This is a genomic window from Saccharothrix longispora (assembly GCF_030852425.1).
Classification (GTDB): Bacteria; Actinomycetota; Actinomycetes; order Mycobacteriales; family Pseudonocardiaceae; genus Actinosynnema; species Actinosynnema longispora.
Genome location: NZ_NSDM01000006.1, coordinates 370,162 through 394,805, shown reverse-complemented (window position 1 = coordinate 394,805; position 24,644 = coordinate 370,162). Strand labels below are relative to the sequence as shown.

Sequence of the window (24,644 nt, the reverse complement as noted above, 5' to 3'; positions counted from 1 at the left end):
CCGGTAGTTAAGCCTTCCAGCGCCGATGGTACTGCACTCGTGAGGGTGTGGGAGAGTAGGACGCCGCCGAACATTCTTTCCCCGAGGGGCGCTTCAGTCGAAGCGCCCCTCGGGGCTTTGTGCGTTATTTTTCTCCCATGCGCGACCACGACCACGTCGACCCCCGTGCCCAACGCCGTTCCGGTGGGGACACCGCCGTCCAGGCCGATCTGGCGACGAGTCCGTTCCGCGTGGACCGGGACCGGGTGGCGAGTTCCCCGTTCTTCGCGCGCCTGGGCGGTGTGACGCAGGTCGTCAGCTCGACCGGCTCGGGCCTGCTGGTGCACAACCGGCTCACGCACAGCCTCAAGGTGGCCCAGGCGGCACGGGCCATCGCCGAACGCCTGAACGCGCGCCCGGATGTGACGAACCTCCTCGACAAGCTCGGCGGGTGCGACCCGGACGTGGTGGAGGCGGCGTCGTTGGCGCACGACCTGGGGCACCCGCCGTTCGGGCACCTCGGTGAGCAGGTGCTGGACCGCCTCGCCCGGCACCGGTTCGGGCTGTCCGACGGGTTCGAGGGCAACGCCCAGTCGTTCCGCATCGTCACGACGACGGACGTGCGCGGCCCGGCCGCGGTGGGGCTCGACCTCACGGTGGCGGTGCGCGCGGCGATGCTCAAGTATCCGTGGACCCGCCTCTCGCACCCGCGCCCGCACCCGAAGGACCTGCCCGAGCCGCCGCGGGGCGCCGCAGTGCCGACCGACGCGCCGGGCACGGGCTCGGCCAAGTTCTCCGCGTACGTGACCGAACTGGAGGACGTGCGGCAGTCGCGCGCGTTCTACTCGGGCCGGTTGGAGTCGTGGCAGCAGACGGTCGAGGCGTCGGTGATGGACACCGCCGACGACATCGCCTACGCGATCCACGACCTGGAGGACTTCTACCGCGTCGGCGTGCTCCAGCACGCGACGGTGGCGGCCGAGCTGGGCACGTGGCTCGACCAGGCGGTGGAGCTGGCCGGTCTGAGTGCGGCGGAGCTGGCCGTGCAGGAGCGCCGTCCCGGCCGGTCGCTGGAGGCGTTGCGCCGCCGCCTGCACGCGAAGGACTCGTGGGCGGTGGACGACGGCGTGTTCGCGCGGGCGGTGTCGAAGGTCCGGGCGGAGCTGGTGGACGGTTTGCTCGCGGTGCCGTTCGACGGGTCCGTGGAGGCCGAGCAGGCGGTGGCCGGGTTCTCCGCGCGGTGGACGCGGCGGCTGGTGGACTCGGTCGGAGTGGTGGAGGAGCCGACGACGCGGTCCGGGCACGTGGTCCTGGCGGTGCCGCAGTGGCACGAGGTGCAGGTCCTGAAGTTCGTGCACCGCCGGTTCGTGCTGCTCCGCCCCGACCTGGCGCTGCACCAGCGCGGTCAGGCGCGGCTGCTCACGGCGCTGGTCGAGGCCCTGGAGCAGTGGGTGACCGACCGGTACGAGGCGAACCGTCTGCCGCGCCGGTTGCACGACCTGGTGGAGCTGGCGGGTGACGAGTACGCCGCCCTGGCCCGGACGGACCCGTCGGCGTTGGTCGGCGCGACCGGTGACGCTCCGTCCGGTCCGGACGCGGTGCGCGCACTCGCCCGGGGGCGCGCGGTGGTCGACTTCATCGCCTCCTTGACCGACAACCAGGCGGCGGCGCTGCTCGACGCACTGTCCGGACGAACCGGTCAGCTGTGGACAGATGCTTTTGTACTGTGAAATGTGATGGGTCCTACCACCTGAGAAGTAGGCCGAACGGTGGCAGACGGTACTTGGCCGTGCGCAATACGTTGACCCCTCGATCGGAGTCATCCGATCGGTGGCCGCGTGCGTCGGGGGCACGCTCAAGTGGGGGAGACGCCTGTGCGCTCACCAATACGCCGGTCTCGAAGAAACGCCCTGATCGCGGCAGGCGCCGCCGTCCTGTTGACCTTGGGCGTCGTGTCGCCCGCCTCGGCCGACCCGCCGAAGGCGTCCAAGGGTGTCGAGGACAGGACGGCCGCGCAGATCGCCGCGCTGCAGGACATCAAGAAGTCCCTGTCCGCCTCGGAGTCCAAGGTGGACAGCGCGCTCGTCGTCGAGCAGCGCCGCCGTGCCGGTGCAGGCGCGCTCGCCAAGCTCCCGGCCCTTCAAACTGGGGTGAAGGTCCAGAGCGGCAACCAGGTCCTGGTGGACATCAGGGCCGAGAAGGTCACCGATGACCTCGTCACCGCCGTCCGCTCCGCGGGTGGCGGCATCCGGTCGGTGTCGACCGAGGGCAGGACGGTCCGGGCCCAGTTGCCCCTCAACTCCCTCACCAGGATCTCCGCCCGCGGCGACGTCCGCCGGGTCGAGGCCGCGGTCGAGGCCAAGACGTTCCACGTGAAGGACCCGAAGTCGGTCGCGAAGGCCCCCTCGAAGGAGGACAAGGCCAAGGACATCGAGACCAAGACCCGGGAGGCGCTGGCGTCGCCGCGGATCGCCGCCACCATCAGCGAGGGTGACCGGGCGCACGCGGCGGACACGGCGCGTGACGAGTTCCGCGTCACCGGCACGGGTGTGAAGCTGTGCGCCTTGTCCGACGGCATCGACACGCTGGCCCTGTCGCAGGCCGCGGGCGAGCTGCCGGCGAACGTCGAGGTGCTGCCGGGCCAGGAGGGCTCCGGCGACGAGGGCACCGCGATGCTGGAGATCCTGCACGACATCGCGCCGAACGCCAGCCTCGGCTTCGCCACCGCGTTCAACGGTGACGCGAGCTTCGCCGACAACATCCGCGCCCTGCGCTTCACGCTGGGCTGCGACGTGATCGTCGACGACGTGCTGTACTTCAACGAGTCCCCGTTCCAGGACGGCGTCATCGCGCGCGCGGTGGACGCGGTCGCCGCGGACGGCGCGCTGTTCTTCTCCTCCGCCGGCAACGAGGGCAACGTCGCGGACGGCACCTCGGGCCACTGGGAGGGCCAGTTCACCGACTCGGGCGTGGGCGTGGGCAAGTTCGCCGGCACCGCGCACGACTTCAACCCGGCCCCGTCCGCCAAGCAGGTGTTCAACCCGCTGTCGGAGAGCTCCGGCAACGTGCCGGTGACGCTGTTCTGGTCGGACCCGCTGGCGTCGTCGTTCAACGACTACGACCTGTACCTGGCGAACTCGCAGGGCAACGTGGTGGCGTTCAGCCAGGGCGTGCAGGACGGCACGCAGGACCCGTACGAGCGGCTGAACACGCCCGCGTCGGCGGCCGGTCTGCGGCTGGCCGTGGTGAAGTTCCGCGGTGAGGACAAGTACCTGTCGCTGTCCGCGCTCGGCGGTCGCTTCAAGGACTCGTCGGACGGGCTGAAGAAGTTCGCGACGCCCGGTGTGACCCGCGGCCACTCGGCGGCCAAGGGCGCGATCAGCGTGGCGGCGGCCCCGGCGGCCGACCCGCTGCCGTTCGACCTGGAGCCGGGCGACCCGGCCAACCCGCGCGGCCCGTACCCGGGCGCGTTCGACGGCACGCAGAAGCCGGAGCGGTTCACCTCGGACGGTCCCCGTCGCGTGTTCTTCGCGCCCGACGGCAGCCCGGCCGAGGAGGTCCGGCAGAAGCCCGACCTGACCGCGGCGGACGGCGTCTCGACCACCGCGCCGGGCTTCGACCCGTTCTTCGGCACGTCGGCGGCGGCGCCGAACGCCGCGGGCATCGCGGGCCTGATCCTGTCCGGCAACCCCGGGCTGGCGGCGGCCGAGGTGCGCCAGGCGCTCACCGCGACCGCGATCGACCTGGTGGAAGCCGGTGTGGACAACCGCACGGGTGCCGGTGTCGTCCGCGCCGACCTGGCGCTGGCCTACACGGGCGCCTCGCCGCAGCCGCTGGCGAGGGCCCAGAAGCCGTCCGTGGTGAACGACGCCGACGGGAGCCAGTACCTGAAGCCGGGCACCACCTCCACGGTGACCGTGCCGGTGACCAACGTCGGTGACGGCACGGCCGCGTCGACCAGCCTCGTGCTGACCACGCCCACGGCGGGCGTGACGATCGCGCCGCGGTCGAAGCACTACGGCAACGTCGAGGTCGGCCAGACCGTGACGAACACGTTCAAGGTGACCGTCCCGGCCTCGCAGGCGGTGGGCACGGCGATCAAGCTGGACGCCAGGGTGACGTACGCGGGTTCGACCTCGCCGACCTCGGCGAGCTTCACGCTCAACGTGGGCGAGCCGTCGCGCGAGACGAAGACGTTCGCCTACGGCGGCCCGGTGGTGGCCATCCCGGACAACGACGCCCTCGGCGCGTCGGTGGAGATCCCGGTCAGCGGTGTCGGGCGTGGCGCGAAGATCGCGTTCTCGGTCGACGGCGCGACGTGCACGCCGAACACCGACGGCTCCACGACCGTGGGCATCGACCACACGTTCACGGGTGACCTGGTCGGCACGCTGACCTCGCCGTCCGGCAAGACCGCGACGCTGTTCCAGCGCAACGGCGGCACGGGGTCGAACCTGTGCCAGGTGGTGTTCGACGACTCCGCCGAGCGGGCCTTCTCGTCGGTGACCAGCGCGAACGCGCCGTTCACCGGGACGTGGCGGCCCACCACCCCGTTGAACTCCCTGCTCGCCGACCCGGTCGACGGCACGTGGGTGTTCAAGGCGGTGGACACGGCGGGTGCCGACCGCGGCTCGATCCGCGCGGTCTCGTTGAAGCTCAACGGCTACGTGTGATGACGAGGTGAACGACGAGGCCCCCGGGAACGCGTTCCCGGGGGCCTCGTCGCACGTGCTGTTACTTCTGTTACTTGGGCCACTCCCAGCGGATGCCGAACACGCCGGGCCCGAAGCCGAGCGCCACGGCGTGCACGCCGCCCGCGTTGTCGAGGGCGAGGTTGCGGCGCCGCGACGGGGTGTCGTCACCGGCCGGCACGCTGAACTGCTGGCAGCGGGCGGGCAGGTTCGACGGGTCGAACCGGACCTCGATGACGTACTCGCGCACCGGCAGCCGGAACTTGCGCGCGAACGTGTTGTTGCCCGCCGGGTAGTGGCCCTCGGCGAACAGCAGTTCGTACTCCATGATGATGGTCTCGCCCCTGGTCAGGGGTCGGTCGAACATCATCTCGGCGACCATGATGTTGGCGTCGGCGTCCTCGGCGACCCGGCCCAGGTGGCAGTTGCGGAGGTTCACGACCTCCGGCAGCACGTTGGCCTGCTCGGTTTCGAACACCAGCGCCCAGCGGTCCGGGCCGTCCTGCTCGGCGCGCAGGATCTGGCGCACCCACACCGACCGCTGGCCGCCGTCGGCGGCGATCTCGATGCGGTCGTGCTGGCTGATCCGGCCCAGCTTGACGTCGGACGTGGTGTCGACCTGGGCGAGCAGGTTGGCCACCCGCTCGCGTCGCGCCCACAGGGCGTCGATCGGCATCATCGTCGTGGGCCGGGACCGGCGGCCACGCGGACGCGGTGGCCCCAGCAGCGCGGACAGGCCCGCCTGGGGCACGCCCAGGACCGTTTCCAGGTGCCGGAGCGCCTCCAGGGATTCCGGTCGCTCTGGTCGGCGGCGGCCGGACTGCCAGTAGCTCAGCGTCGCGACGCTGATGGTGACCCCTCGCAGGGCGAGCCGGTGCTGGATGCGGTCGAGGCTCAACCTGCTCGCCTTGATGGCGGCCCTCAACGCCTCGGGGAAAGGCCCCGTGGTGAGAAGCTGCGCAAGACTGCCGTGGCCCGTCGAGTCCAGTTCGTCGACGGACAGGTTCGGTCGACCGGCAGCGTTGGTCATTGTGACTCCCCGCTGTCATGAGATCACGCCCCAGTGACCCTACCCGCCAACGCAGGGCGCTGGTGCCTTCCAGGTGGAGTCATTGATTGGGCCGTACGGGTTACGAGTTCACTGGGGTGGACATCGTTCTGTCAAGTGGTGAACCCTTGTGCTCCATCCTTTGTAAACCCGTCGGTAACTTTGTGCAACGCCTGCTGCGGGGTGTGGCGGACATCGCTGCGGACCTGGTACGGGCGGTTGATCACGGGCGGGTCGCGGCGCGGTCGCGGGTCGTTGGCGGCGGGTGATCCGGTGGGCCTACTGTGTGCCCGGTGACCGCCGCCCAGGACCTCGTGCCGCTGCCGGAGGACCCTCTGGCAGAGGTGGCCGCCGCGGTGCTCGGGGCCGGTCGGCACTCGGTGCTCGACCTGCTCGACGTGGTCCGGCACCTCGGCGGCGACCCGGTGGACGTCGTGCGCGCCGGTGACGACCTGCTGCCCCGCCTGGCCCACGAGAACGCCCTGGACCAGGCGCTGCTGCTGGCCCGGCAGGCGCTGCGGCCGGGCGGGCTGTTCGTCGCCGCCGTCCCCGAGCTGGACCGGCTCAGCCGGATGCGGCCCACCGCGCCGCCGCCCAGGGTGAGCGGGCGGGGCGCGGACCGGCAGGTCACCGTGCAGCTGTGGGACTGGTCGCCCGACGGCGAGTCCTACTCCCTGGAGGTCGTGCGGCTCGTGCGCGGCGAGGGGGAGTGGGAGGTGGCGAGCAGCGTCGCGACCCGGCACCGCGTGCTCTCGCCCGAGCAGATCTCCGCCTCGCTCGTGGAGGCGGGCTTCGGGGCCGTGCAGCGGCTCTCGCCCGCCGAGTGCGGGCACCCGCTACCCGTCTGGGTGGCGGTCGCACCGGGGTGAGCAGGGTCCGCCCGGTCGCGGGCGGTGGGCGTGCGGTCGAGGTCGAACCCGAGCGGCTCGACGGCTGGTTCGCGCGCTTCGCCGCACGTCACGGCGGTGTCTCCACGACCTCGGTGACCCCGTCGGAGGTCGTCGTGACCGCGGTGGACGGCACCAGTGCCGCGGTCGTCGCCGCGTTCGGCGACTTCGCCCCGACAGGTGAGTTCGAGGGGTTGGCGCCGGACGCCCTGCTCGCGTCGGCCCTCGCGTCCCGGCTGGTCGGCCTGCTGCTGGTGCGGCTCGGCGGGCACAGCGTCGGCGTCGCCCGGGACGGCGTGGTGCTGGTGTCGGCCACGGACAGCCGCCAGGTGCACGGCCGCAACAAGGCGGGCGGGTGGTCGCAGCAGCGGTTCGCGCGCCGGCGCGAGGGGCAGGCGCGGGTGGCGTTGCAGGCCGCCGCGGCCGACGTCGCGCGCGTGCTGCTGCCGCGCGTGGACGAGGTGGACGCCGTCGTGCTCGGCGGCGACCGGCAGGCGCTGGACGTGCTGCGGGCCGACCGGCGGCTGGCCCCGGTGTTCGCGAAGGCGTCGCCGCGGGTGCTGGACGTGCCCGAGCCCCGGCGGGCCGTGCTGGAGGAGGCGGCGGCGCGCGCCCGCGCGGTCGAGGTCGTGGTCCGCGAAACTCCTCGGGACTCGTGACAACCCCCGCCCCACCCGACCGCATTCATAAGGGTGAGGGGGTGCCGACCAGCGGTGCCCCGCACATCTCGAGGAGCAGTTGTGCTGCGCAAACGACTCGTGCTGGCGGCCGGGGCCGTCGTGCTGGGCGGCCTGGCCGTCGCGGTGCCCGCGCTGGCCTCCGGAGGTGGTGACGAGGCGCCCGCCGTCTCGACGCCCGCCACCCCGCCCGCCACCACGCCTCCTGCCACGTCCCCTCCCGCCACGACGCCGCCCGCCACGACCCCTCCCTCCACCACGCCGACGGCCACGTCGCCGCTGCCGACGCCCGAGGTGACGCCGAGGCCCACGTCCGTCGAGGTGACCCCCGGGCCGACGTCGATCGAGGTGACCCCGGCGCCGACGTGGACCACCCCCGGGCACCTGCCGCCGACCACCGCGCAGCCCGCGCCCGCGTGGACCACGACAGCCGTCCAACCCACCCCCGCGGCGTCCGCGGGGCGCTGATCGCGTGAGCTGGGACGCGGAGTTCACCCACCACTTCGACCGGTGCGCCGACTCGATGCGCTTCACCGCGTTCTTGTTGTGCGGCAACCACCACGAGGCCGAAGACCTGGTGCAGTCCGCGTTCCTCAAGCTCTACCTGGCGGGGCCCGGGATGGCGCACCGGGAAGGGCTCGACGCCTACCTCCGGCAGATCGTGGTGCGCACCTTCCTCGCCGAACGTCGACGCGTGCGGTGGAAACGGGAGAAGCTCACCGGTGAGCTGCCGGAGGTGCCGGCGGCGGGGTCGTTGAGCGAGGACAAGCTCGTGGTGTGGCAGGCGCTCGCCGCCGTGCCCGCCAAGCAGCGCGCCACGCTCGTGCTGCGCTACTGGCACGACCTGGGCGTCGAGGAGACGGCCGCCGCCCTCGGGTGCACGGTCGGCACGGTCAAGAGCAACACCAACCGCGGCCTGAAGGCGCTGCGGCAGAGGCTGGGGCGGGAGTTCGGCGGGTTGTGGGAGGAGGTGTCGCGCAATGCTTGAGGACGAACTGAGGAAGACGTTCGAGGAGCTGAACGTCCAACCCAGGCCGCGCACGTTCGGAGCCGTGGACATCGTGTTCCACGGGCAACGGGTGAAGCGCCGCCGCCGCGGCTACGCCGTGGCCGCGGCCGGCGCCGGCACCGCCGCACTCGTGGTGGTGGCGGTCACGTTCGCGCTCAACCAGACCCCAGGGCCACCCGAGAACACCCCGGCCAACCCACCCCACCCCACCCTCTCGACCACGAGTACCACCCGGCCCGACCCCACGAGCATCGTCCCCACCCCCGGCGGCACCCCGCCATCGACGCCGTGGACGACCGTCCCGCCCGAGACCACCGACACCTCCGGCAACATCCCCGAGACGCCGAACCCGAACGCCACCACCCCCGCCCGACCCGCCTCCGGCGCCACCACGACCACCCACGCCACAGGTCCCCACGCCGCGGGGCCGACGACCACCGCCAATCCGCCCCTGACCACCGTGAACGGCGGCTGACCGCCGGCACCTCCGCAAGCGAACGGCGGAGCCCGCGACCGAAGTCGCAAGCCCGCCGCCGGCCTCGGCCACCAACCGGTGCCGCGGTGTCGGCCGAGGGTGCCGCGGTGTCAGCCGAGGGTGCCGGTGGCGAGCAGCCCGCCGTCGACCCGAACCGTTTCGCCGGTGATCCACTCCGCCGCGTCCGAGGCCAGGAACGCGACCAGCCGCGCCACGTCCTCCGGCGTCCCGAGCCGCTTCATCGGGTAACCGGCCGCCGCCTCCTCCTCGCGCCCGGTGTAGAGCGCCTCGGCGAACCGCGTCTTGACCACCGCCGGCGCCACCGCGTTCACCCGCACCTTCGGGCCCAGCTGCCACGCCAGTTCCTCGGTCAGCCGGATCAGCGCGGCCTTGCTCGCCCCGTACGCCGCGATCACGCCCGTCGACCGCAGCCCGCCCACCGACGCGATGTTCACGACCGCCCCGCCGTGCTCCTGCATCCACGCCTTCCACGCGAGCTGCACGAACCCGAGCGCCGCGATCACGTTGACGTCGAAGATCTTGCGCACCGCGTCCAGGTCGGCATCCACCAACGCCCCGAACACGGGGTTGATGCCGGTGTTGTTGACGAGCACGTCCAGCCGGCCGAAGCGCGTCATGACCGCGTCCACGGCCCGCGCCCGGTCCTCGGCGCTGCCCGCGTTGCCCGGCACCGCCAGCACCCGGTCCGGCGACACCCCCGTCGTGGTCACCAGCGCCTCGGCCGCCGCGGCCAGCGCCTCCGCCTTGCGCCCGGTGATCGCGACCGACGCGCCGCCCGCCAGCAGCTCCGCCGCGATCCCGTGCCCGATGCCCCGGCTGGCGCCCGTGACCAGGGCCGCCCTGCCCGTGAAGTCCGTAGTCATGGGCGCAATCTATGCCGATGGCCACACGTCGTTAACGAGGTGGCGGTCACCCCGTAGACTGGTCATGTGGTCGTCTTGATCGAGTAGGTCCCGCGCGAGCTGCGCCGTCGACCCCGCCTGACCACCACACCCCGGAGTATGACCTTGATCACCGCGACCGATCTCGAGTTGCGCGCGGGTTCGCGCATCCTGCTGTCCGACGCCACGCTGCGCGTGCAGCCCGGCGACCGCATCGGCCTCGTCGGCCGCAACGGCGCGGGCAAGACCACGTCGTTGCGCGTCCTGGCCGGCGAGGGCCAGCCCTACGCGGGTGAGGTGCGCCGCACCGGTGAGCTGGGCTACCTGCCGCAGGACCCGCGCGAGGGCGACCTGTCCGTCATCGCCAAGGACCGCGTCCTCTCCGCCCGCGGCCTGGACCAGCTGCTCCGCGACATGGAGAAGATGCAGTCCGCCATGGCGGAGCTGGTGGACGACGGCGAGCTCCAGGCCGCGGTCCGCAAGTACGGGCGGCTGGAGGAGCGGTTCGCCGCCCTCGGCGGGTACGCGGCCGAGAGCGAAGCCGCCCGCATCTGCTCCAACCTCGGCCTCGCCGACCGGGTCCTCGCCCAGCCGCTGCGCACCCTGTCCGGTGGTCAGCGCCGCCGCGTCGAGCTGGCGCGCATCCTGTTCGCCGCCTCCGAGGCGGGCGTCGGTGCGAAGTCCAGCACGATCCTGCTGATCGACGAGCCCACCAACCACCTCGACGCCGACTCGATCGCGTGGCTGCGCGGGTTCCTCAAGAGCCACGACGGCGGCCTGGTCGTGATCAGCCACGACGTCGAACTGCTCGACGACGTGGTCAACAAGGTGTGGTTCCTCGACGCCACGCGCGGCGAGGTCGACATCTACAACATGGGCTGGAAGAAGTACCTCGAAGCCCGCGCCGCCGACGAGAAGCGCCGCCGCCGCGAGCGCGCCAACGCCGAGAAGAAGGCCGGCGCCCTGATGGCGCAGGCCGACAAGATGCGCGCGAAGGCCACCAAGGCCGTCGCCGCGCAGAACATGGCCCGCCGCGCCGAGAAGCTGCTCTCCGGCCTGGAGGAGACCCGCCAGGCCGACAAGGTCGCCAAGATCCGCTTCCCGCAGCCCGCCCCGTGCGGCCGCACCCCGCTGACCGCCGAGGGGCTGAGCAAGTCCTACGGCTCGCTGGAGGTGTTCACCGGCGTCGACCTGGCCATCGACCGGGGGTCGCGCGTGGTGATCCTCGGCCTCAACGGCGCGGGCAAGACGACCCTGCTGCGGCTGATCGGGTCCATGGAGACGCCCGACGCGGGCGAGGTCGTGGCCGGTCACGGCCTCAAGCTCGGCTACTTCGCCCAGGAGCACGAGACGCTCGACCACGAGGCGTCGGTGTGGGAGAACATCCGGCACGCCGCGCCCGACGTGCAGGAGCAGCAGCTGCGGTCGCTGCTGGGCACGTTCCTGTTCAGCGGCGAGCAGCTGGACCAGCCCGCGGGCACCCTGTCCGGCGGTGAGAAGACCCGGTTGGCGCTCGCCGGCCTGGTCTCCGGCGCGGCGAACGTGCTGCTGCTCGACGAGCCGACGAACAACCTCGACCCGGCCAGCCGCGAGCAGGTGCTCGACGCGCTGCGCCGCTACGAGGGCGCCGTCGTGCTCGTCACCCACGACCCGGGGGCCGTCGAAGCGCTTGAGCCCGAGCGGGTGATCCTTCTCCCCGACGGCACGGAGGATCACTGGTCCGCGGAGTACCTGGAGCTCGTGCAATTGGCTTGAGCCAAGGGTTTTCGCGTTTTACACCTCGAAGTGAGCATTGATCGGCTGTGTGTCACCCCACGACCGCTCGCCGATCATTTCGCTTGATCACCTGGCGTTCTTGCTCGTCGTGTTCGATCATTGCGACGACAGGGGCTTACGAAGGCCCGACCTGCTGTCTACGGAAGGCGGGACAAGGTGGCTGACCTGAAGAAGGGCGCCCGGATCACCGGCGCCACGCGGGACAAGCTGGCCGCTGACCTGAAGAAGAAGTACGAAAAGGGCGCGAGCATCCGGGCGTTGGCCGAGTCCACCGGGCGCTCCTACGGCTTCGTGCACCGGGTGCTCAGCGAATCCGGTGTGCAGCTGCGCGGTCGCGGTGGCGCCACCCGCACGAAGAAGAAGTAAGCTACCCTCCGGTAACCCCACGGCGTCGAGGAGAGACGGCGCCTGACGAAACCCGGAGGTCCACCCATGTCGGCACCGACCGCCATCGACGCCGGCCTGCTGGAACGCGGAGGCGTGCGGCTCGTCGTGGACGGGGCGCGCGCGACGATCACGCTCGACCGTCCCGACGTGCTCAACGCACAGACGCCGTCCACGTGGGTGGCGTTGCGGACGATCGGGGAGCAGCTGGGCCCGGACGTCCGCCTCGTGGTCGTCCGGGGTTCCGGTCGCGCCTTCTCCGCGGGTCTGGACCGGCGCATGTTCACCGGTGAGCCGGTCGACGACGAACCGGGCCTCGCGGAGATCACCCGCAGGGGTCCGGAAGAAGGCGCTGCCCTGATCGCCGAGTTCCAGCGCGGCTTCTCCTGGCTGCGCGACCCGTCGAGGGTGACGATCGCCGCGGTGCACGGGCACGCCATCGGCGCGGGCTTCCAGCTCGCCCTGGCGTGCGACTTCCGCGTGGCCGCGGACGACGTTCAGTTCTGCATGGCCGAAACCGGCCTGGGCCTGGTCCCGGACCTCGGCGGCACCCAGCCCCTGGTCCGCCTGGTCGGCTACTCTCGCGCGGCGGACATCTGCCTGACCGGACGCCGGGTCGGCGCCGAGGAAGCCCACCGCATCGGCCTGGCGAACACCGTGGTCCCGCGCGAGGACCTGGACGAAGCGGTGAACACCCTGGCCGCCGCCGTCCTCCGCCCCCTGCCGGGAGCCGTCACCGAAACCCTGGCCCTCCTGGCGTCGGCCGCCGACGGCGCCACGGACGAGGAGCAGCTGGCCGCCGAGCGCACGGCCCAACTCCGCCGCCTGGCCGAACTGGCCGCCCTGACCGGCCGCCGATAACGGCAGGTCACGGCCGACCGCTCGGCACGATCGGGTGATCATCGGCCCGGACATGTACGTAACAGGGGTCCCGATCATCGGTTGAGAGAATCGACGCCGAAACGACCACGGCCCCATCACCACCTACGCCGCCCGCCACGCCGCCCGCCTGCCGCCGGGCCCACCGCCGTCCCGGGAGCCTGACCACCGCCCTGGCCGGCGGCACCGCCGACCGGGCGCGTCCGCCGGCGCCGTCCGGGTGCCCGGCAGTGCCCGGGTGCCCGGCACTGTCCGGGCGGCGCCGGGTGCCGGTCGGTGCGCGACACCCCCCGGTGCCCGGGGGAGGACGCCGGGGTGAGGTGGCCCGGGCGCGGGTGCCGGAACGCGGGTGCCGGGACGCGGCCGGGAAGTGGGCCGGCGGGAAGCGGTGGGGGTCTGCGGGCGTTCCTGTCTGACGTGGACGGTTCCTGGGGATTGATGCGCAGCGCCATGCGGGCGTCGGAAGCACCTCGCGGCGTGCGGCGGGCCACGGTGTGGCGGGTGTGGGGGTTCGCCCGGCCCCACCGGCGGCGGTTGACGCTGTTCCTGCTGCTCACGGTCGTGTCCGCGGTGCTGGCGGTGAGCACCCCGGTCCTGGCGGGGCGGGTGGTGGACGCCGTCGTCGGTGGCCGTGACGTGTCCGTGGTCGTGTGGCTGGCGGTGGCGATCGCGCTCATCGCGGTGGTCGACGCGGGGCTCGGGCTGGTCGAGCGGTGGCAGTCGGCGCGCATCGGGGAGGGGCTGATCTTCGACCTGCGGCGGGCCGTGTTCGAGCACGTGCAGCGGATGCCGGTCGCCTTCTTCACCCGCACGCGCACCGGGGCGCTGGTCAGCCGGTTGAACAACGACGTGATCGGCGCTCAGCGGGCGTTCACGTCGACGCTGTCGGGTGTCGTCACCAACGTCATCCAACTGGGGCTGTCACTGGGCGTGATGTTCACCCTTTCGTGGCAAGTCACGGCGCTGGCGCTGCTCCTCCTGCCGGTCTTCGTCCTCCCGGCCCGGCGGATGGGTGCGCGGATGGCCGACCTCCAGCGGGAGGCGGCGACCCTGAACGCGGGCATGACCACGCAGATGACGGAGCGCTTCTCCGCGCCGGGCGCGACGCTGGTCAAGCTGTTCGGCCGACCGGGCGCCGAGCTGCGCGAGTTCGCCGACCGCGCGGAGCGCGTCCGGGACATCGGCGTGCGCACCGCGATGGCCACCCGCTGGTTCCTCACCGGACTGACCCTCGTCTCGGCCCTCGCCCAGGCCCTGGTCTACGGCCTCGGCGGCTACCTCGCCCTCACCGGCCACCTGGCGGCGGGCACGGTCGTGTCGCTCGCGCTGCTGCTGACCCGCCTCTACACGCCGCTCACCGCCCTCGCCAACGCGCGCGTGGACGTCATGACCGCGCTGGTGTCGTTCGAGCGCGTCTTCGAGGTCCTCGACCTCGACCCGATGATCAAGGACCGGCCGGGTGCGGCGGACCTGCCGGACGGGCCGGTGCGGGTGGAGTTCGACGACGTGCGCTTCGCCTACCCGTCGGCCGACAAGGTGTCCCTCGCCTCCCTCGAAGACGTGTCCACATTGGACGCGCGTGGTGGCGAGGAGGTGCTGCACGGCATCAGCTTCACCGTCGAACCCGGGCAGCTCGTCGCGCTCGTCGGCTCGTCGGGCGCGGGCAAGTCCACGATCGCCTCCCTCGTCCCGCGCCTCTACGACGTCGACTCCGGCGCGATCCGGCTGTCCGGTGTCGACGTGCGGGAACTCGCGTCGGACAGCGTCCGGGGCGCGGTCGGCGTCGTCACCCAGGACGGGCACCTCTTCCACGACACGATCCGCGCCAACCTCCGCTACCCGCGCCCCGACGCCACCGACGACGAGCTGCGCGACGCGCTGCGCCGGGCCCGCCTCGACACCCTCGTCGACTCGCTGCCCGACGGCCTCGACACGGTCGTCGGCGAACGCGGCTACCGCCTGTCCGGTGGCGAGCGCCAGCGCCTCACGATCGCCCGCCTCCTGCTGGCCCGCCCCCGCGTGGTGATCCTGGACGAGGCGACCGCGCACCTCGACTCGGAGTCCGAGGCCGCCGTCCAGGCCGCGCTCACCGAGGCGCTGCGCGGCCGGACCGCCCTGGTGATCGCGCACCGCCTGTCCACGGTCCGCGCCGCCGACCAGATCCTCGTCGTCGAAGCCGGCCGGGTCGTCGAACGCGGCACGCACGCCGGGCTGCTCGCCGCCGACGGCCGCTACGCCGAGCTGTACCGCACCCAGTTCGACGACCCCGATGCCCGGGAACCGGTTCCGGAGCCGGTTCCCGGGCCGGCTCAGAGCCCGCCCAGGAAGGCCGCCGTCGCGCCGACCGCCACCTTCGACGACCCGCCGTCCACCACCAGCACGGAGAACGCCAGGTCGCCGCGGTAGCCCATGAACCAGCCGTGCGACCTCGTGCCGTCGCCGAACTGGGCGGTGCCGGTCTTGCCGCGCACCCCGGCGAACCCGGCCAGCTCCCGCGCGGTGCCGCCGGTGACGACCTCGGCCATCATCGACCGCAGCGCGGTGACCACCCCGCCGGGCAGGGCGGGCGGCTGCCGCCCCTCGGTGGGGGTGCCGCGCAGCAGCAGCGGCACCGGCGTGCGGCCCTGCGCGACGGTCGCCGCGGCCAGCGCCATGCCGAACGGCGTGGTGAGCACCTCGCCCTGGCCGATGCCCGCCTCGACCCGCGCGGCCGTCGACCCGGCGGCGGGGACCTTGCCGGTGTTCGTGGTGATGCCCGCGACGGTGAAGTCCGACATCAGCCCGAAGTAGGCGGCGGCGGTGGGCAGCGCGTCGGCGGGCAGGTCGGCGGCGAGCTTGCCGAAGCTGGTGTTGCACGACGCGGCGAACGCCCGGCGCATCGGCACGGTGCCCAGCTCGAACGAGTCCTCGTTGGTGATGCGCCGGGTGCCGATGGTCGCCGCGCCGGGGCAGTCCAGCGGCGTGTCGGCGTTCGCGGTGCCGGCGGTCAGCGCGGCGGTCGCGGTGACCACCTTGAACGTCGACCCCGGCTCGAAGAAGTTCTGCAGCGCGATGGGCCCCTGACCGTCGGCGACCGCGTTCTGCGCCACGGCCAGCAGTTCGCCGGTCGACGGCTGGACCGCGACCAGCACGGCCGCCTGCCCGACGCCGTCGACGGCGGCCTGCGCGGCGGCCTGCGTGGCCGGGTCGAGCGTCACCGTCACCGACGGGGCGACCTGCGGTTGCTGCTCGTGCAGCACGGCGGCGGGGGCGCCCGCGGCGTCGACGGCGGTGACCCGCCAGCCGGGTGTGCCGGTCAGCGGGCCGACGGCCCGGCGCACCGACCCCATGACGACCGGCGCGAAGCCCTCGGCGACCGGTGCGCCGGTGCGGTCGAGCAGCGCCCCGTCACCGGGGAGCGCGCCGTAGGCGAGGCTCTGCCCCTCGGTCAGCCGCGGGTGCAGCAGGGTCGGCGACCACGCGACGCGCCACGTGTCGTCGACCAGCCGCAGGTCCACCGTCGTGCGGTAGGCGAGCGGGGCGCCGCCGGGCAGCGTCCACGTCACGTCGGCGTCGATCGAGGTGCCGGTCCCGCCGGCGGGCACGGCGGGCCCCGGGGCGAGGCGGGCGTGGAACCCGATGCCCGGCATGCCCTGCGTCGTCCTCGTGATGGCCGCGCCCGCCGCGTCGGCCGCGTCGGTGAGCGCCGCCGCCTGTGCCGCCTGGCCGGTGGCCACGGCGGTCATGAACTGCCGCGCGACCTCTGCCGGGCTCACCCGTTCCGGTCGTTCCGCCGTCCCCCGCGCGGGTCCGGCCGCGGGTTCGCCGCCCGACCACACCAGCAGCGCGCCCACCACGACCGCCGCGACCGCGGCCGTGCCCCCGCCTGCCAGCACCCAGCGCTTCGTCCCCGTCTTCATGTCGAACCCCCCTGTCCCGCCGGAGATTAACCGGTTCGTGTGGGGAATTCGCGAAGATCCGGCGGACGTTCACCCCAGCTGCGGCACCCTGGTCTGGTACTTGCGCAGCAGGTCGGCGTTGGCCTGGTCGCCGCCCTCGACGTTGGCGCTGCGCCACAGCGGCAGGCTCACGCCGGCCTCGCCGGCCTTGTCGAACAGCCGCACCATGACCAGGTTCCACAGGAACGTGGTGGCCAGCGTCGACACCGCCGCCGTCACCGGGTTCGCGGGCGGGTAGGTCGCGTCGCCGGGCGGCACCATGTTGTCCAGCACGACGGTCGCGTTCTCGGCCAGCGTCGTGCCCGCCCGGCGGGGCGCCAGCGCGCTCGCCGCGACCGACGTCACCGCCACCACCGGGCACCCGGCGTCCGCGGCCAGCCCGGCCAGCTCCACCGGGTAGGGGTTCACGCCGGAGGTGGAGAACACGAACAGCACGTCGTGCGCGGCCGGCCGCGTCTCGCGCAGCACCTCGGCGGCCAGGCCCGAGCGGCGCTCGGCGGACGTGCTGCTCACCGCGCCGTGCATCGGCAGCAGCTCCGGGTGGTAGACGGGGCGCACGCACGCCAGCCCGCCCGCCCGGTAGAACGTCTCGGCCACCGCGGCCAGCGAGTGGCCCGCGCCCGCCGCCAGCACCATGCCGTCCGCCCGCACGCTGGCCAGCACCAGCTCGGCCACGTCGTCCAGGGCCGCCGCGTTCTGCTGCTCCACCCTGGTCAGGTGGGTGCGCACGACGTCCCCGTAGTCCGACCCGGTCACCGTCTCGGTCGTCATGCGGTCGCCTCCGGTGGTCTGTACCAACTGTGTCGGTCGCAGTCCTACCGGATCGTCCCACGCCCCCGCCAGGGGGTGCGGCCGACGCGGCGGCTCAGGGCCGCAGGTAACGGGGCTCCACCTGCGGCAGGGGCTTCTCCGGCAGGCCCTCGTGCGCCTTGGTCATGAAGTCGAACCAGGTCCGCGCGGGCAGCGTGCCGCCGTAGATGTCGCCCTCCGCGCACAGCCGGGGCGGGCCGCCCTCGACGCAGATGCCGCGCGGCGTGACGCCGTCGTTGAAGACCTGCACGGCGCCCGCGAAGTCCGGGGTCGCCCCGATGAACGCCGCCGACTTGTACTCCTCGGTCGTGCCGGTCTTGCCCAGCGCCGGCCTGGTCCAGTTGTACTGCTTCGCCGCCGCGGCGGCCGTGCCGCGCTCCTGGTCGTCCTCCGACAGGCCCACGGCCAGGGCGTTCGCCAGCGCCTCCGGGACGGCCTGCTCGCACGGCGGCTCGGTCACCGGCACCTCCCGGCCGTACCGGTCGGTCACCCGCAGGATCGGCGTCGGCCGGCACCACCGGCCGCCGGAGGCGATGGTGGCGGCGACGTTCGCCAGCTCCAGGGTGTTCGTCGGCGCGGGGCCCAGCGTGAACGAGGCGTTGCCCGCCGACTCGTAGAACTCCGCCTGCGAGACGCGCAGGTCCTGCCGCTCCGCCTCCGGGTTCGGCGGCACGCCCGCGATGTTCGTCGACAGCGTCTCGCGCATCCCCAGCCGCCGCGCCATGTCGATCACCGCGGCCAGGCCGACCTTCTCCTCCAGGATCACGAACCCCGTGTTGGGCGAGGTCGCGAGCGCCTGCTTCAGCGTCATCCGCGGCGGGTAGGAGCTGTCGTGGTTGGACAGGCAGTACCAGTAGGTGGCCTGCTCGCCGGTCGACGGGCAGGACGGCGCGCCGCCCCGGAACACCCGCGACACGTGGCTGTTGGGCGTCTCGATCACGGTCTCGATGCCCATGCCCTTGTCGAGCGCCGCCGCCGCGGTGAACACCTTGTAGACCGACCCGGCCCCGAACTTGTTCTCCACCGCGCTCGGCAGGTCGAACTGGGTCTGGAACTCCTCCTTCTTCAGCCCGTAGTCGCGGTTCGCGACCAGCGCCACGACCTCGTGCCGGTCGCGCCCGGGGCGCACGATCGCCGCGGTGTTCGCGATGCCCGGCGTCGTCTTCGGCACCTGCGCCTCGGCGGCCTGCTTCGCCTGCTGCGTCAACGACCGGTCCAGCGTCGTGCGCACCGTGTAGCCGCCGACCTTCAGCTGCTCCAGGTCGAACCCGTTGGTGGTCAGGTAGTTCACCACGTACGAGCAGAAGAACCCGACCTCGGGCCCCGAGCCGACGCAGCCGGTGGGCAGCGGGCGCACCGGGTCGGCCAGGCCCAGCGGCGCGCGCTTGGCGACCTCGGCCTGCTCGCGCGACAGCTTCGCGTTGTCCGCCATCAGGTCGATGATCGTGTTGCGCCGCTCGACCGCCTTGTCCGGGCGGGCCTCCGGGTCGAGGAACGTCGGGCTGTTGACCAGGCCCGCGAGCAGCGCCGCCTGCGGCACGGTCAGCCTGTCGGGCGTCGTCTCGAAGTACGCCTGCGACGCCGCCGCGATGCCGTAGATCGTGCCGCCGAACGGCACCACGTCCAGGTAGCGGGTGAGGATCTCGTCCTTGGTCAGCTCCGCTTCCACGTGCATCGCGATCCGCGCCTCGCGCAGCTTGCGCGTGATCGTCTGCTCCTGCGCCTCGGCCTGCCCGCCCTTGTCCTCCCGCTCCAGCACGTGCACCAGGTAGTTCTTCACGTACTGCTGGGTGATCGAGGACGCGCCCTGGGTGACCTGGCCCTCCGACTGGTTGCGCATCGCCGCCCGGACCGTGGCCAGCCAGTCGACCCCGGCGTGCTCGTAGAACCGGCGGTCCTCGGCCGAGATCAGCGCGTCCTTCATCACCTGCGCCACCCGGTCGGACGGGGTGAGCACCCGGTACTGGTCGTAGAGGTAGGCGAACGGCACGCCGTCCTCGTCGGTCACCGTCGTCATCAGCGGCGGCGGCTGGTCGAGCAGCCGGACCGAGGTGGCGGCGACCTGGTCGCTGACGCGGTTGGACGCGAGGCCCGCGCCGCCCACGACCGGCAGCGCCATCCCGGCGACCAACAGGCCCGCCACGAGGCAGAGACCGGCGAGCTTGGCGATGCTGTCCGCGGTGCGCATGGCCCGGGGGTCGGCCGCGTCCCGGGAGGGAAAACCCCGGTCGGAACGGGTTCACCGCAATCAGCGACACCCCCGGGTGGAAATCGTCAGCGCGGGCGCGGAACGTCACGCTGCGTCGGACCGGGTGCCGGCGGGAGCGTCCGCCGGAACGACCTCGGGAACGATCTCCGGAATGATCTCCGGCACGATCCCGGAAACGCTCGCGGGCGCGTCCGGAATGACCTCCGGCGCGTCGCGGCGCGGTTCCGCGCGGGTGGACGCGGCGCTCGCCAGGTCGGCCGCGTGGCGCATCGCGGCGGCGTGCAGGGCGGTCAGCGACAGCGCGTCCGCCTCGACACCGGGGTCGCGGTCGTCGCCCGCCAACCGGCGCTCGGCCGTCGCGTAGACCACGCTCTCGGCGGCCGCGCCGAGCCGCCGCGCCAGGAACGCCACCGCCCTCATCAGGCGTTCCGCCTGCTCCTCGGTGATCGGCACGACGCGCGGCGGGTCCTCGTCGCCCAGCGCGACGCCGAAGTCGGCCCGGCACGCCAGCGTCCGGTCCCACACCCCGGCGGCCTCGTGCAGCGACTCGATGAACGGCTCCCAGTCGACTCGGCTCATGGCACTCACCTCTCGTGCGTTGCGCATCCGGTGAGTGCCCACAAACAGAGTTCCGCACACCGATGTTCACCGCCACGTGGAATTGACCGACGCGAGTGGTGACCACCGGTGCGCCGGAAATGCTGAAGGTGTCATTCGGACGGGTGGCAAAACTGTTTTCGCGTTGCAGCCGAGTCGGCCGGTGGTAGCCGGGACCGAGCACCACGGCACGGCGAGCAGGCGTGCCGCGGGGGAGAAGTCCGCGTCCCAGGGAGGAACGTCCGATGCAAAGGCACAGATGGGTGACCGCGCTCGTCCTGCTCTGCCTCACGGCGGTCGGTCTCACTGGACAGCCCGCCGGGGCCGGCCACGCGGGGGCCGACCGCGCCGGGGTGGTGGACCGGCAGCAGGTCCCCCGGCCTGCCGCACGGCAGGCCGAGGAGGGCGAGGACCACGCGGCCGGCTCGCAGATCGCCCTGCACGAGGGCGTCATGGCCGGCGTGACGGCGTTGACGACCACCGGCCCGACCGTCGCCGGCATGGACGTCAGCAGCCACCAGGGCGACGTGGACTGGGACCACTGGTGGGCCCAGGGCAAGCGGTTCGCCTACGTCAAGGCCACCGAGGGCACCGGGTACCGCAACCCGTACTACGACCAGCAGTTCCACGGTTCCCACCGGGTCGGCATGCGCCGCGGCGCCTACCACTTCGCGCTGCCCGACCGGTCCGACGGCGTCACCCAGGCGAACTACTTCGTCGACCACGGCGGCGGCTGGACCGCCGACGGGGCGACGCTGCCCGGCGCGCTGGACATCGAGTACGACCCCTACGGCGACGACACCTGCTACGGCCTCGCGCCGGATGCCATGGTGACCTGGATCAGGCAGTTCACCGACACCTACCGGGCGCGGACCGGCCGCGCCCCGATGATCTACACGTCCACGCTGTGGTGGGACCGGTGCACCGGTCGGGCCGGCGACTTCAGCGCCAGCCCGGTGTGGGTGGCGCGGTACGCGGACAGCGTCGGCCCGCTGCCGCACCCGTGGGCGGCGCACGCCATCTGGCAGCACTCGTCCACCCCGATCGACCAGAACCTGTTCAACGGCACGCCGGACGACCTCCTGGCACTGGCCAGGGGTTGACCCGCGGCCTCGGCCGGAACGGCGGCACGCCATGCACATCGACGAGTTCCCCGTGAGCACGTCCTTCCCCACCCGGTGGCGCGGCTACGACCGGGGCGAGGTGAACGCCGAGCTGGAGCGGTTGCGCCAGGAGCTGGAGGTGCTGCGGATCGACCGGGACGCGGCCTGCGCCACCGTCGACGACCTGACCCGCGAGCTGGAGGAGGCCCGCAGCGAGCTGGGCGAGTACCGCGTGCTGCACGCCGGCTACGCCAAGGACAACGCGGTGTCCGGGTGCATCCGCTACCTGATGCACGTGGCACGGCAGAAGGCCGACGCGTTCGAGACCGACGCCCGCGAGCGCAGCGAGCAGATGCTCAAGCGCGCCGAGGAGGTCGCCCGGCGGCAGGTGGTGCTGCTCGACCAGACCGAGCAGGAAACGCAGCGCCGCCTCGCCGAGGCCGAGGAGCGGGCGCGGGAGATCGTGCGGGCCGCCACGGCCGAGGCGCAGGCCCTGCTGGCCGGCGCCGGGCGCCCCGACGTGCCCGACCGGTGGACCGCCGACACCGCGCCCACCGCCATCGACCGGCCGCTCGACCTGCCGGGACCCCGCGTCACCTCGGGTCCGCTGCCGGTGGTGCGGCCCGAGGACTGAACCCCGGGCCGCGGGGACCTGGCCGCAGGAGGTCGGATTGCGGGAGGTCGGGAGCGGTGGGCAGGTCCTCGGGCCGGTCCACGTCCGCGCCGTCCGCCACGTCACCGCACGGCACGTCGAGGGCGCGGTGCGCGCGCAGGTAGTCGCGCGCGCCCGCGTCGCCGGTCGCCGACGCCGCCGCACCCGCCCAGTGGTCGGCGCCGATCAGCACGGGGTGGCCCGGCGCGCCGCCGTAGGAGGCGCGCGCCAGCGCGGTCCGTGACGCGAGGGCCACGAGCCGCGCGACGGCCGCCGCGGTGACCCCGGGCGTGTCCACCGGCAGCACGACGACGGCGTCCGCGCCCAGCCCGGGCAGCACGGCCAGGCCCGCCCGCAGCGACGAGCCCATGCCGGTGGCCCAGTCGGGGTTGTCCACGACGACGCGGCGCGCCAGCGACGCCCGTTCCCGCACCTCGGGCGCGGACGCGCCGAGCACCACGACGACGGGGGCGCAGCCCGCGGCGTCGAGCACGGCGCAGGTCCGGTCGACCCACGGCACGCCGTCCGACGACACCAGCGCCTTGGGCGCGCCGAAGCGCCGCCCGGCGCCCGCGGCGAGCAGCAACCCCACGACCCGCACGGGGTCACACTAGGGCCTGGTGCCCCTTCAGCTCGTTGCGGCTGGCCACGGCCAGCTTCCGGTAGACCCTGGTGAGGTGCTGCTCCACCGTGCTCACGGTGATGTGCAACCGCATGGCGATCGCCCGGTTGCTGTGGCCACACGCGGCGAGGGTCGCGACCCTGCGCTCCGAGTAGGTCAACTCCGTCATACCCGGGAACACGGGCAGCGCACCGTCAGCGGTTCAAATCCACGAGGAGAGATGCTCCCGGAGGAGTGACGCGAGCAGCTCCGGGACCTGCTCCGGCACCCAGTGCGACACGTCCTCCAGCATCTCGAACCGGTACGGCCCGGTCACCCAGTCGCCGGTCGCCAGCGCCGCCGTCGAGCCGAACGCCACGTCCTCCGTGCTCCACGCGTACAGCGTCGGCACCGGGACCTTCCCGGCCCTCCCGCCGGGCCGCCCGGCCCGGTACCAGTTGAGGGCCGCGGTCAGCGCGCCCGGCTCGGACAGCCGCCGCACGTACTCGTCGACGCGGCTCGGTGGCACCCGCCACTCGAACATCTGCCGCAGCGCGGCGGCGTCGTCGGCGAGCATCCGCCGCTCGGTGTTCGAGTTGCGCCACTCGGTCATGTAGCCGGACCGCAGGTGCTGGTCCTCGTCGGTGCGCAGCGCCTCGGCCAGCGCGCCGGGGTGCGGCGTCGACACCACGGCCAGCGTGCGCAGCCGCTCCGGGTGCCCCTCCGCGACCCACCACGCCACCGCGCCGCCCCAGTCGTGCCCCACCAGGTCGAAGGTCGACCAGCCGAGCGAGTCGGCCACCGCGAGCACGTCCCCGACCAGCGCCTCGATCCCGTAGTCGGCGGGCCGCTCCGGCCGCACGCCCGGCGAGTAGCCGCGCTGGTCGAACGCCACCGCCCGGAACCCCTCGCGGCCCAGCGCCGCCACCTGGTGCTCCCACTCGACCGCCGCCTCCGGGAAGCCGTGCAGGAACAGCACCGGGCGGCCGTCCTCCGGGCCCGCGGCGATCGCGTCGAACACGCCCTCGTCGGTCTCCACACCCAGCTGCTCGATCACCGTGGTCCAGTCCCCTCCGTCGGCCGGTCGCTCGTCCGGACATCCTCCCGTGCTCCGCAGCGGGGTCACGCCTGGGCCACCCGGGCGGCACGCGGTTCGGCAGGGTGAGGCAACGGTCCTCGGCATTGAGCCGAACGGCTCATATCCTCCCTCGGTCGGGTGCTGTTCCCACCATGCGGACCACGATCGTGGTCAGCTTTGGCGGATTTCGTATCAGGAGTGCCCGTTCGTGCTCCTCATCAGTGAGCCGGGGTGGGCCGGAAGGCATGCGAACGTGGAGGAGGTCGCCGGATGGTGCAACACGCATCCGTGCGAGCTGACGTCGAGGTCGGTGTCGGGGCCCCCGGCCGTCCCGGGGTGAGGTTGGTGGCCGGAGGGGGGACCGACCGGGTGACGGCCCAGTGGTTGGCCGAGGCCGAGCTGGCCGAACTGGTGGACGAGGCCCTCTCGGGCGACCCGCGCGCCACGGGGCAGCTGCTGGCGCGCATCCAGCCGCTCGTGCTGCGCTACTGCCGCGCCCGCGTGGGCTCCCGCGAGCGCACGCTCGTGTCCGCCGAGGACATCGCCCAGGAGGTGTGCCTGGCCGTGGTGTCGGCGCTGGGCAAGTACAAGTACGAGCCCGGCTCGTTCCTGGCGTTCGTCTACGGCATCGCCGCGCACAAGGTCGCCGACGCCCGAAGACGTGCGGTGCGCAGCCGCTCCGAGGTCGTGCCCGAACTGCCCGACACCCCCGCGCCGGAGGACGGCCCCGAGCAGCGGGCCGTGAACGGCGAGATGATCGGCCACATCACGCAGCTGCTGCGGAAGCTGCCCGATAGACAGCGGGAGATCCTCGTGCTGCGGGTCGCCGTGGGCCTGTCCGCCGAGGAGACCGCCGCCGCCGTCGGCTCCACGCCCGGCGCCGTGCGGGTCGCCCAGCACCGGGCCCTGGCCCGAATGCGCGAGATGTTCGCGGCTGTCGACGGCTGAA

The 24,644-nt window shown here is 73.1% G+C and carries 23 protein-coding genes and 1 rRNA gene; 15 read left to right on the top strand and 9 right to left on the bottom strand.

Annotation, left to right across the window (positions count from 1 at the left end; genetic code table 11):
* From rrf to CKY47_RS17070, 3 genes are all read left to right on the top strand, one after another.
* Window positions 1–72 (top strand): 5S ribosomal RNA (rrf, locus tag CKY47_RS37215); the annotation flags it as partial.
* A 65-nt stretch (window positions 73–137) separates the two neighbouring features.
* Window positions 138–1,709: a deoxyguanosinetriphosphate triphosphohydrolase family protein gene (locus tag CKY47_RS17075; RefSeq protein ID WP_306746810.1), complete on the top strand. Its 1,572-nt coding sequence runs from the start codon at window positions 138–140 to the stop codon at window positions 1,707–1,709.
* Window positions 1,710–1,853: 144 nt separating this feature from the next.
* On the top strand, window positions 1,854–4,652 hold the full coding sequence (locus CKY47_RS17070) for a S8 family serine peptidase (RefSeq protein WP_306746809.1): 2,799 nt from the start codon (window positions 1,854–1,856) through the stop codon (window positions 4,650–4,652).
* 70 nt (window positions 4,653–4,722) lie between these two features.
* Here CKY47_RS17070 and CKY47_RS17065 read toward each other — a convergent pair whose 3' ends face one another.
* Window positions 4,723–5,700: a helix-turn-helix domain-containing protein gene (locus CKY47_RS17065; RefSeq protein WP_306746808.1), complete on the bottom strand. Its 978-nt coding sequence runs from the start codon at window positions 5,698–5,700 to the stop codon at window positions 4,723–4,725.
* A 311-nt stretch (window positions 5,701–6,011) separates the two neighbouring features.
* On the opposite strand from CKY47_RS17065, the gene CKY47_RS17060 reads away from it, so the two are divergent.
* The 5 genes from CKY47_RS17060 to CKY47_RS17040 all read left to right on the top strand — a co-directional run bounded on the left by CKY47_RS17060 (window position 6,012) and on the right by CKY47_RS17040 (window position 8,766).
* The gene (locus CKY47_RS17060) at window positions 6,012–6,587 is read left to right on the top strand and encodes a hypothetical protein (RefSeq protein ID WP_306746807.1); all 576 of its coding nucleotides are present in this window, start codon (window positions 6,012–6,014) and stop codon (window positions 6,585–6,587) included.
* Window positions 6,584–7,264, top strand: coding sequence for an acVLRF1 family peptidyl-tRNA hydrolase (locus CKY47_RS17055; protein ID WP_306746806.1), 681 nt, complete (start codon window positions 6,584–6,586; stop codon window positions 7,262–7,264). Before CKY47_RS17060 ends, CKY47_RS17055 begins: the two co-directional genes overlap by 4 nt.
* Before the next feature lie 81 nt (window positions 7,265–7,345).
* Complete coding sequence (locus CKY47_RS17050; RefSeq protein WP_306746805.1) at window positions 7,346–7,750, top strand: hypothetical protein; 405 nt, start codon at window positions 7,346–7,348, stop codon at window positions 7,748–7,750.
* A gap of 4 nt (window positions 7,751–7,754) precedes the next feature.
* Entirely contained in the window at window positions 7,755–8,270 is a 516-nt protein-coding gene (locus CKY47_RS17045; RefSeq protein ID WP_306746804.1) for a SigE family RNA polymerase sigma factor, read from the top strand.
* A complete protein-coding gene (locus CKY47_RS17040) occupies window positions 8,263–8,766 on the top strand; it encodes a hypothetical protein (RefSeq protein ID WP_306746803.1) in 504 nt (167 codons plus the stop codon). Before CKY47_RS17045 ends, CKY47_RS17040 begins: the two co-directional genes overlap by 8 nt.
* Window positions 8,767–8,876: 110 nt before the next feature.
* Here the strand turns inward: CKY47_RS17040 and CKY47_RS17035 are convergent, their stop codons facing one another.
* A complete protein-coding gene (locus tag CKY47_RS17035; protein ID WP_306746802.1) occupies window positions 8,877–9,650 on the bottom strand; it encodes an SDR family oxidoreductase in 774 nt (257 codons plus the stop codon).
* Between the two features lie 144 nt (window positions 9,651–9,794).
* On the opposite strand from CKY47_RS17035, the gene CKY47_RS17030 reads away from it, so the two are divergent.
* From CKY47_RS17030 to CKY47_RS17015, 4 genes are all read left to right on the top strand, one after another.
* On the top strand, window positions 9,795–11,423 hold the full coding sequence (locus tag CKY47_RS17030; protein ID WP_306746829.1) for an ABC-F family ATP-binding cassette domain-containing protein: 1,629 nt from the start codon (window positions 9,795–9,797) through the stop codon (window positions 11,421–11,423).
* Window positions 11,424–11,600: 177 nt separating this feature from the next.
* The gene (locus CKY47_RS17025) at window positions 11,601–11,810 is read left to right on the top strand and encodes a helix-turn-helix domain-containing protein (protein ID WP_015103570.1); all 210 of its coding nucleotides are present in this window, start codon (window positions 11,601–11,603) and stop codon (window positions 11,808–11,810) included.
* Between the two features lie 66 nt (window positions 11,811–11,876).
* Entirely contained in the window at window positions 11,877–12,689 is an 813-nt protein-coding gene (locus CKY47_RS17020) for an enoyl-CoA hydratase/isomerase family protein (protein WP_306746800.1), read from the top strand.
* 456 nt (window positions 12,690–13,145) lie between these two features.
* Entirely contained in the window at window positions 13,146–15,113 is a 1,968-nt protein-coding gene (locus tag CKY47_RS17015) for an ABC transporter ATP-binding protein (protein WP_371320680.1), read from the top strand.
* On the opposite strand, the gene CKY47_RS17010 is transcribed toward CKY47_RS17015, so the two are convergent.
* The 4 genes from CKY47_RS17010 to CKY47_RS16995 form a co-directional block, all read right to left on the bottom strand.
* Window positions 15,017–16,606: a penicillin-binding transpeptidase domain-containing protein gene (locus tag CKY47_RS17010; protein WP_306746798.1), complete on the bottom strand. Its 1,590-nt coding sequence runs from the start codon at window positions 16,604–16,606 to the stop codon at window positions 15,017–15,019. The genes CKY47_RS17015 and CKY47_RS17010 overlap by 97 nt on opposite strands.
* Window positions 16,607–16,675: 69 nt before the next feature.
* The gene (locus CKY47_RS17005; RefSeq protein WP_306746797.1) at window positions 16,676–17,416 is read right to left on the bottom strand and encodes an SIS domain-containing protein; all 741 of its coding nucleotides are present in this window, start codon (window positions 17,414–17,416) and stop codon (window positions 16,676–16,678) included.
* Between the two features lie 94 nt (window positions 17,417–17,510).
* Complete coding sequence (locus tag CKY47_RS17000; protein WP_306746796.1) at window positions 17,511–19,643, bottom strand: transglycosylase domain-containing protein; 2,133 nt, start codon at window positions 19,641–19,643, stop codon at window positions 17,511–17,513.
* Window positions 19,644–19,748: 105 nt separating this feature from the next.
* Entirely contained in the window at window positions 19,749–20,243 is a 495-nt protein-coding gene (locus CKY47_RS16995; RefSeq protein ID WP_306746795.1) for a hypothetical protein, read from the bottom strand.
* A gap of 263 nt (window positions 20,244–20,506) precedes the next feature.
* Here CKY47_RS16995 and CKY47_RS16990 point away from each other — a divergent pair, with 263 nt between their 5' ends.
* On the top strand, window positions 20,507–21,364 hold the full coding sequence (locus tag CKY47_RS16990; protein WP_306746794.1) for a lysozyme: 858 nt from the start codon (window positions 20,507–20,509) through the stop codon (window positions 21,362–21,364).
* Window positions 21,365–21,416: 52 nt separating this feature from the next.
* On the top strand, window positions 21,417–21,998 hold the full coding sequence (locus tag CKY47_RS16985; protein ID WP_306746793.1) for a DivIVA domain-containing protein: 582 nt from the start codon (window positions 21,417–21,419) through the stop codon (window positions 21,996–21,998).
* Here CKY47_RS16985 and CKY47_RS16980 read toward each other — a convergent pair.
* From CKY47_RS16980 to CKY47_RS16970, 3 genes are read right to left on the bottom strand one after another with little or no spacing between them, the layout of a single operon-like run.
* On the bottom strand, window positions 21,958–22,617 hold the full coding sequence (locus CKY47_RS16980; protein WP_306746792.1) for a nucleotidyltransferase family protein: 660 nt from the start codon (window positions 22,615–22,617) through the stop codon (window positions 21,958–21,960). The genes CKY47_RS16985 and CKY47_RS16980 overlap by 41 nt on opposite strands.
* 4 nt (window positions 22,618–22,621) lie before the next feature.
* Window positions 22,622–22,807: a helix-turn-helix domain-containing protein gene (locus CKY47_RS16975; RefSeq protein WP_371320679.1), complete on the bottom strand. Its 186-nt coding sequence runs from the start codon at window positions 22,805–22,807 to the stop codon at window positions 22,622–22,624.
* A 33-nt stretch (window positions 22,808–22,840) separates the two neighbouring features.
* Window positions 22,841–23,674, bottom strand: coding sequence for an alpha/beta fold hydrolase (locus CKY47_RS16970; RefSeq protein ID WP_306746791.1), 834 nt, complete (start codon window positions 23,672–23,674; stop codon window positions 22,841–22,843).
* A gap of 291 nt (window positions 23,675–23,965) precedes the next feature.
* On the opposite strand from CKY47_RS16970, the gene shbA reads away from it, so the two are divergent.
* Entirely contained in the window at window positions 23,966–24,643 is a 678-nt protein-coding gene (shbA, locus tag CKY47_RS16965; RefSeq protein ID WP_306746790.1) for an RNA polymerase sigma factor ShbA, read from the top strand.
* The last annotated feature ends 1 nt before the right edge of the window (window position 24,644 follow it).

Bases quoted from the DNA above. Each gene is read 5' to 3' on its own strand.
- CKY47_RS17075 (WP_306746810.1), top strand. From the start codon at position 138: ATGCGCGACCACGACCACGTCGACCCCCGTGCCCAACGCCGTTCCGGT.
- CKY47_RS17035 (WP_306746802.1), bottom strand. From the start codon at position 9,650: ATGACTACGGACTTCACGGGCAGGGCGGCCCTGGTCACGGGCGCCAGC.
- CKY47_RS16990 (WP_306746794.1), top strand. From the start codon at position 20,507: ATGCAAAGGCACAGATGGGTGACCGCGCTCGTCCTGCTCTGCCTCACG.
- CKY47_RS17020 (WP_306746800.1), top strand. From the start codon at position 11,877: ATGTCGGCACCGACCGCCATCGACGCCGGCCTGCTGGAACGCGGAGGC.
- CKY47_RS17015 (WP_371320680.1), top strand. From the start codon at position 13,146: ATGCGCAGCGCCATGCGGGCGTCGGAAGCACCTCGCGGCGTGCGGCGG.
- CKY47_RS17065 (WP_306746808.1), bottom strand. From the start codon at position 5,700: ATGACCAACGCTGCCGGTCGACCGAACCTGTCCGTCGACGAACTGGAC.
- CKY47_RS16975 (WP_371320679.1), bottom strand. From the start codon at position 22,807: ATGACGGAGTTGACCTACTCGGAGCGCAGGGTCGCGACCCTCGCCGCG.
- CKY47_RS17005 (WP_306746797.1), bottom strand. From the start codon at position 17,416: ATGACGACCGAGACGGTGACCGGGTCGGACTACGGGGACGTCGTGCGC.
- shbA (WP_306746790.1), top strand. From the start codon at position 23,966: ATGGTGCAACACGCATCCGTGCGAGCTGACGTCGAGGTCGGTGTCGGG.
- CKY47_RS17000 (WP_306746796.1), bottom strand. From the start codon at position 19,643: ATGCGCACCGCGGACAGCATCGCCAAGCTCGCCGGTCTCTGCCTCGTG.
- CKY47_RS17010 (WP_306746798.1), bottom strand. From the start codon at position 16,606: ATGAAGACGGGGACGAAGCGCTGGGTGCTGGCAGGCGGGGGCACGGCC.
- CKY47_RS16995 (WP_306746795.1), bottom strand. From the start codon at position 20,243: ATGAGCCGAGTCGACTGGGAGCCGTTCATCGAGTCGCTGCACGAGGCC.
- CKY47_RS17040 (WP_306746803.1), top strand. From the start codon at position 8,263: ATGCTTGAGGACGAACTGAGGAAGACGTTCGAGGAGCTGAACGTCCAA.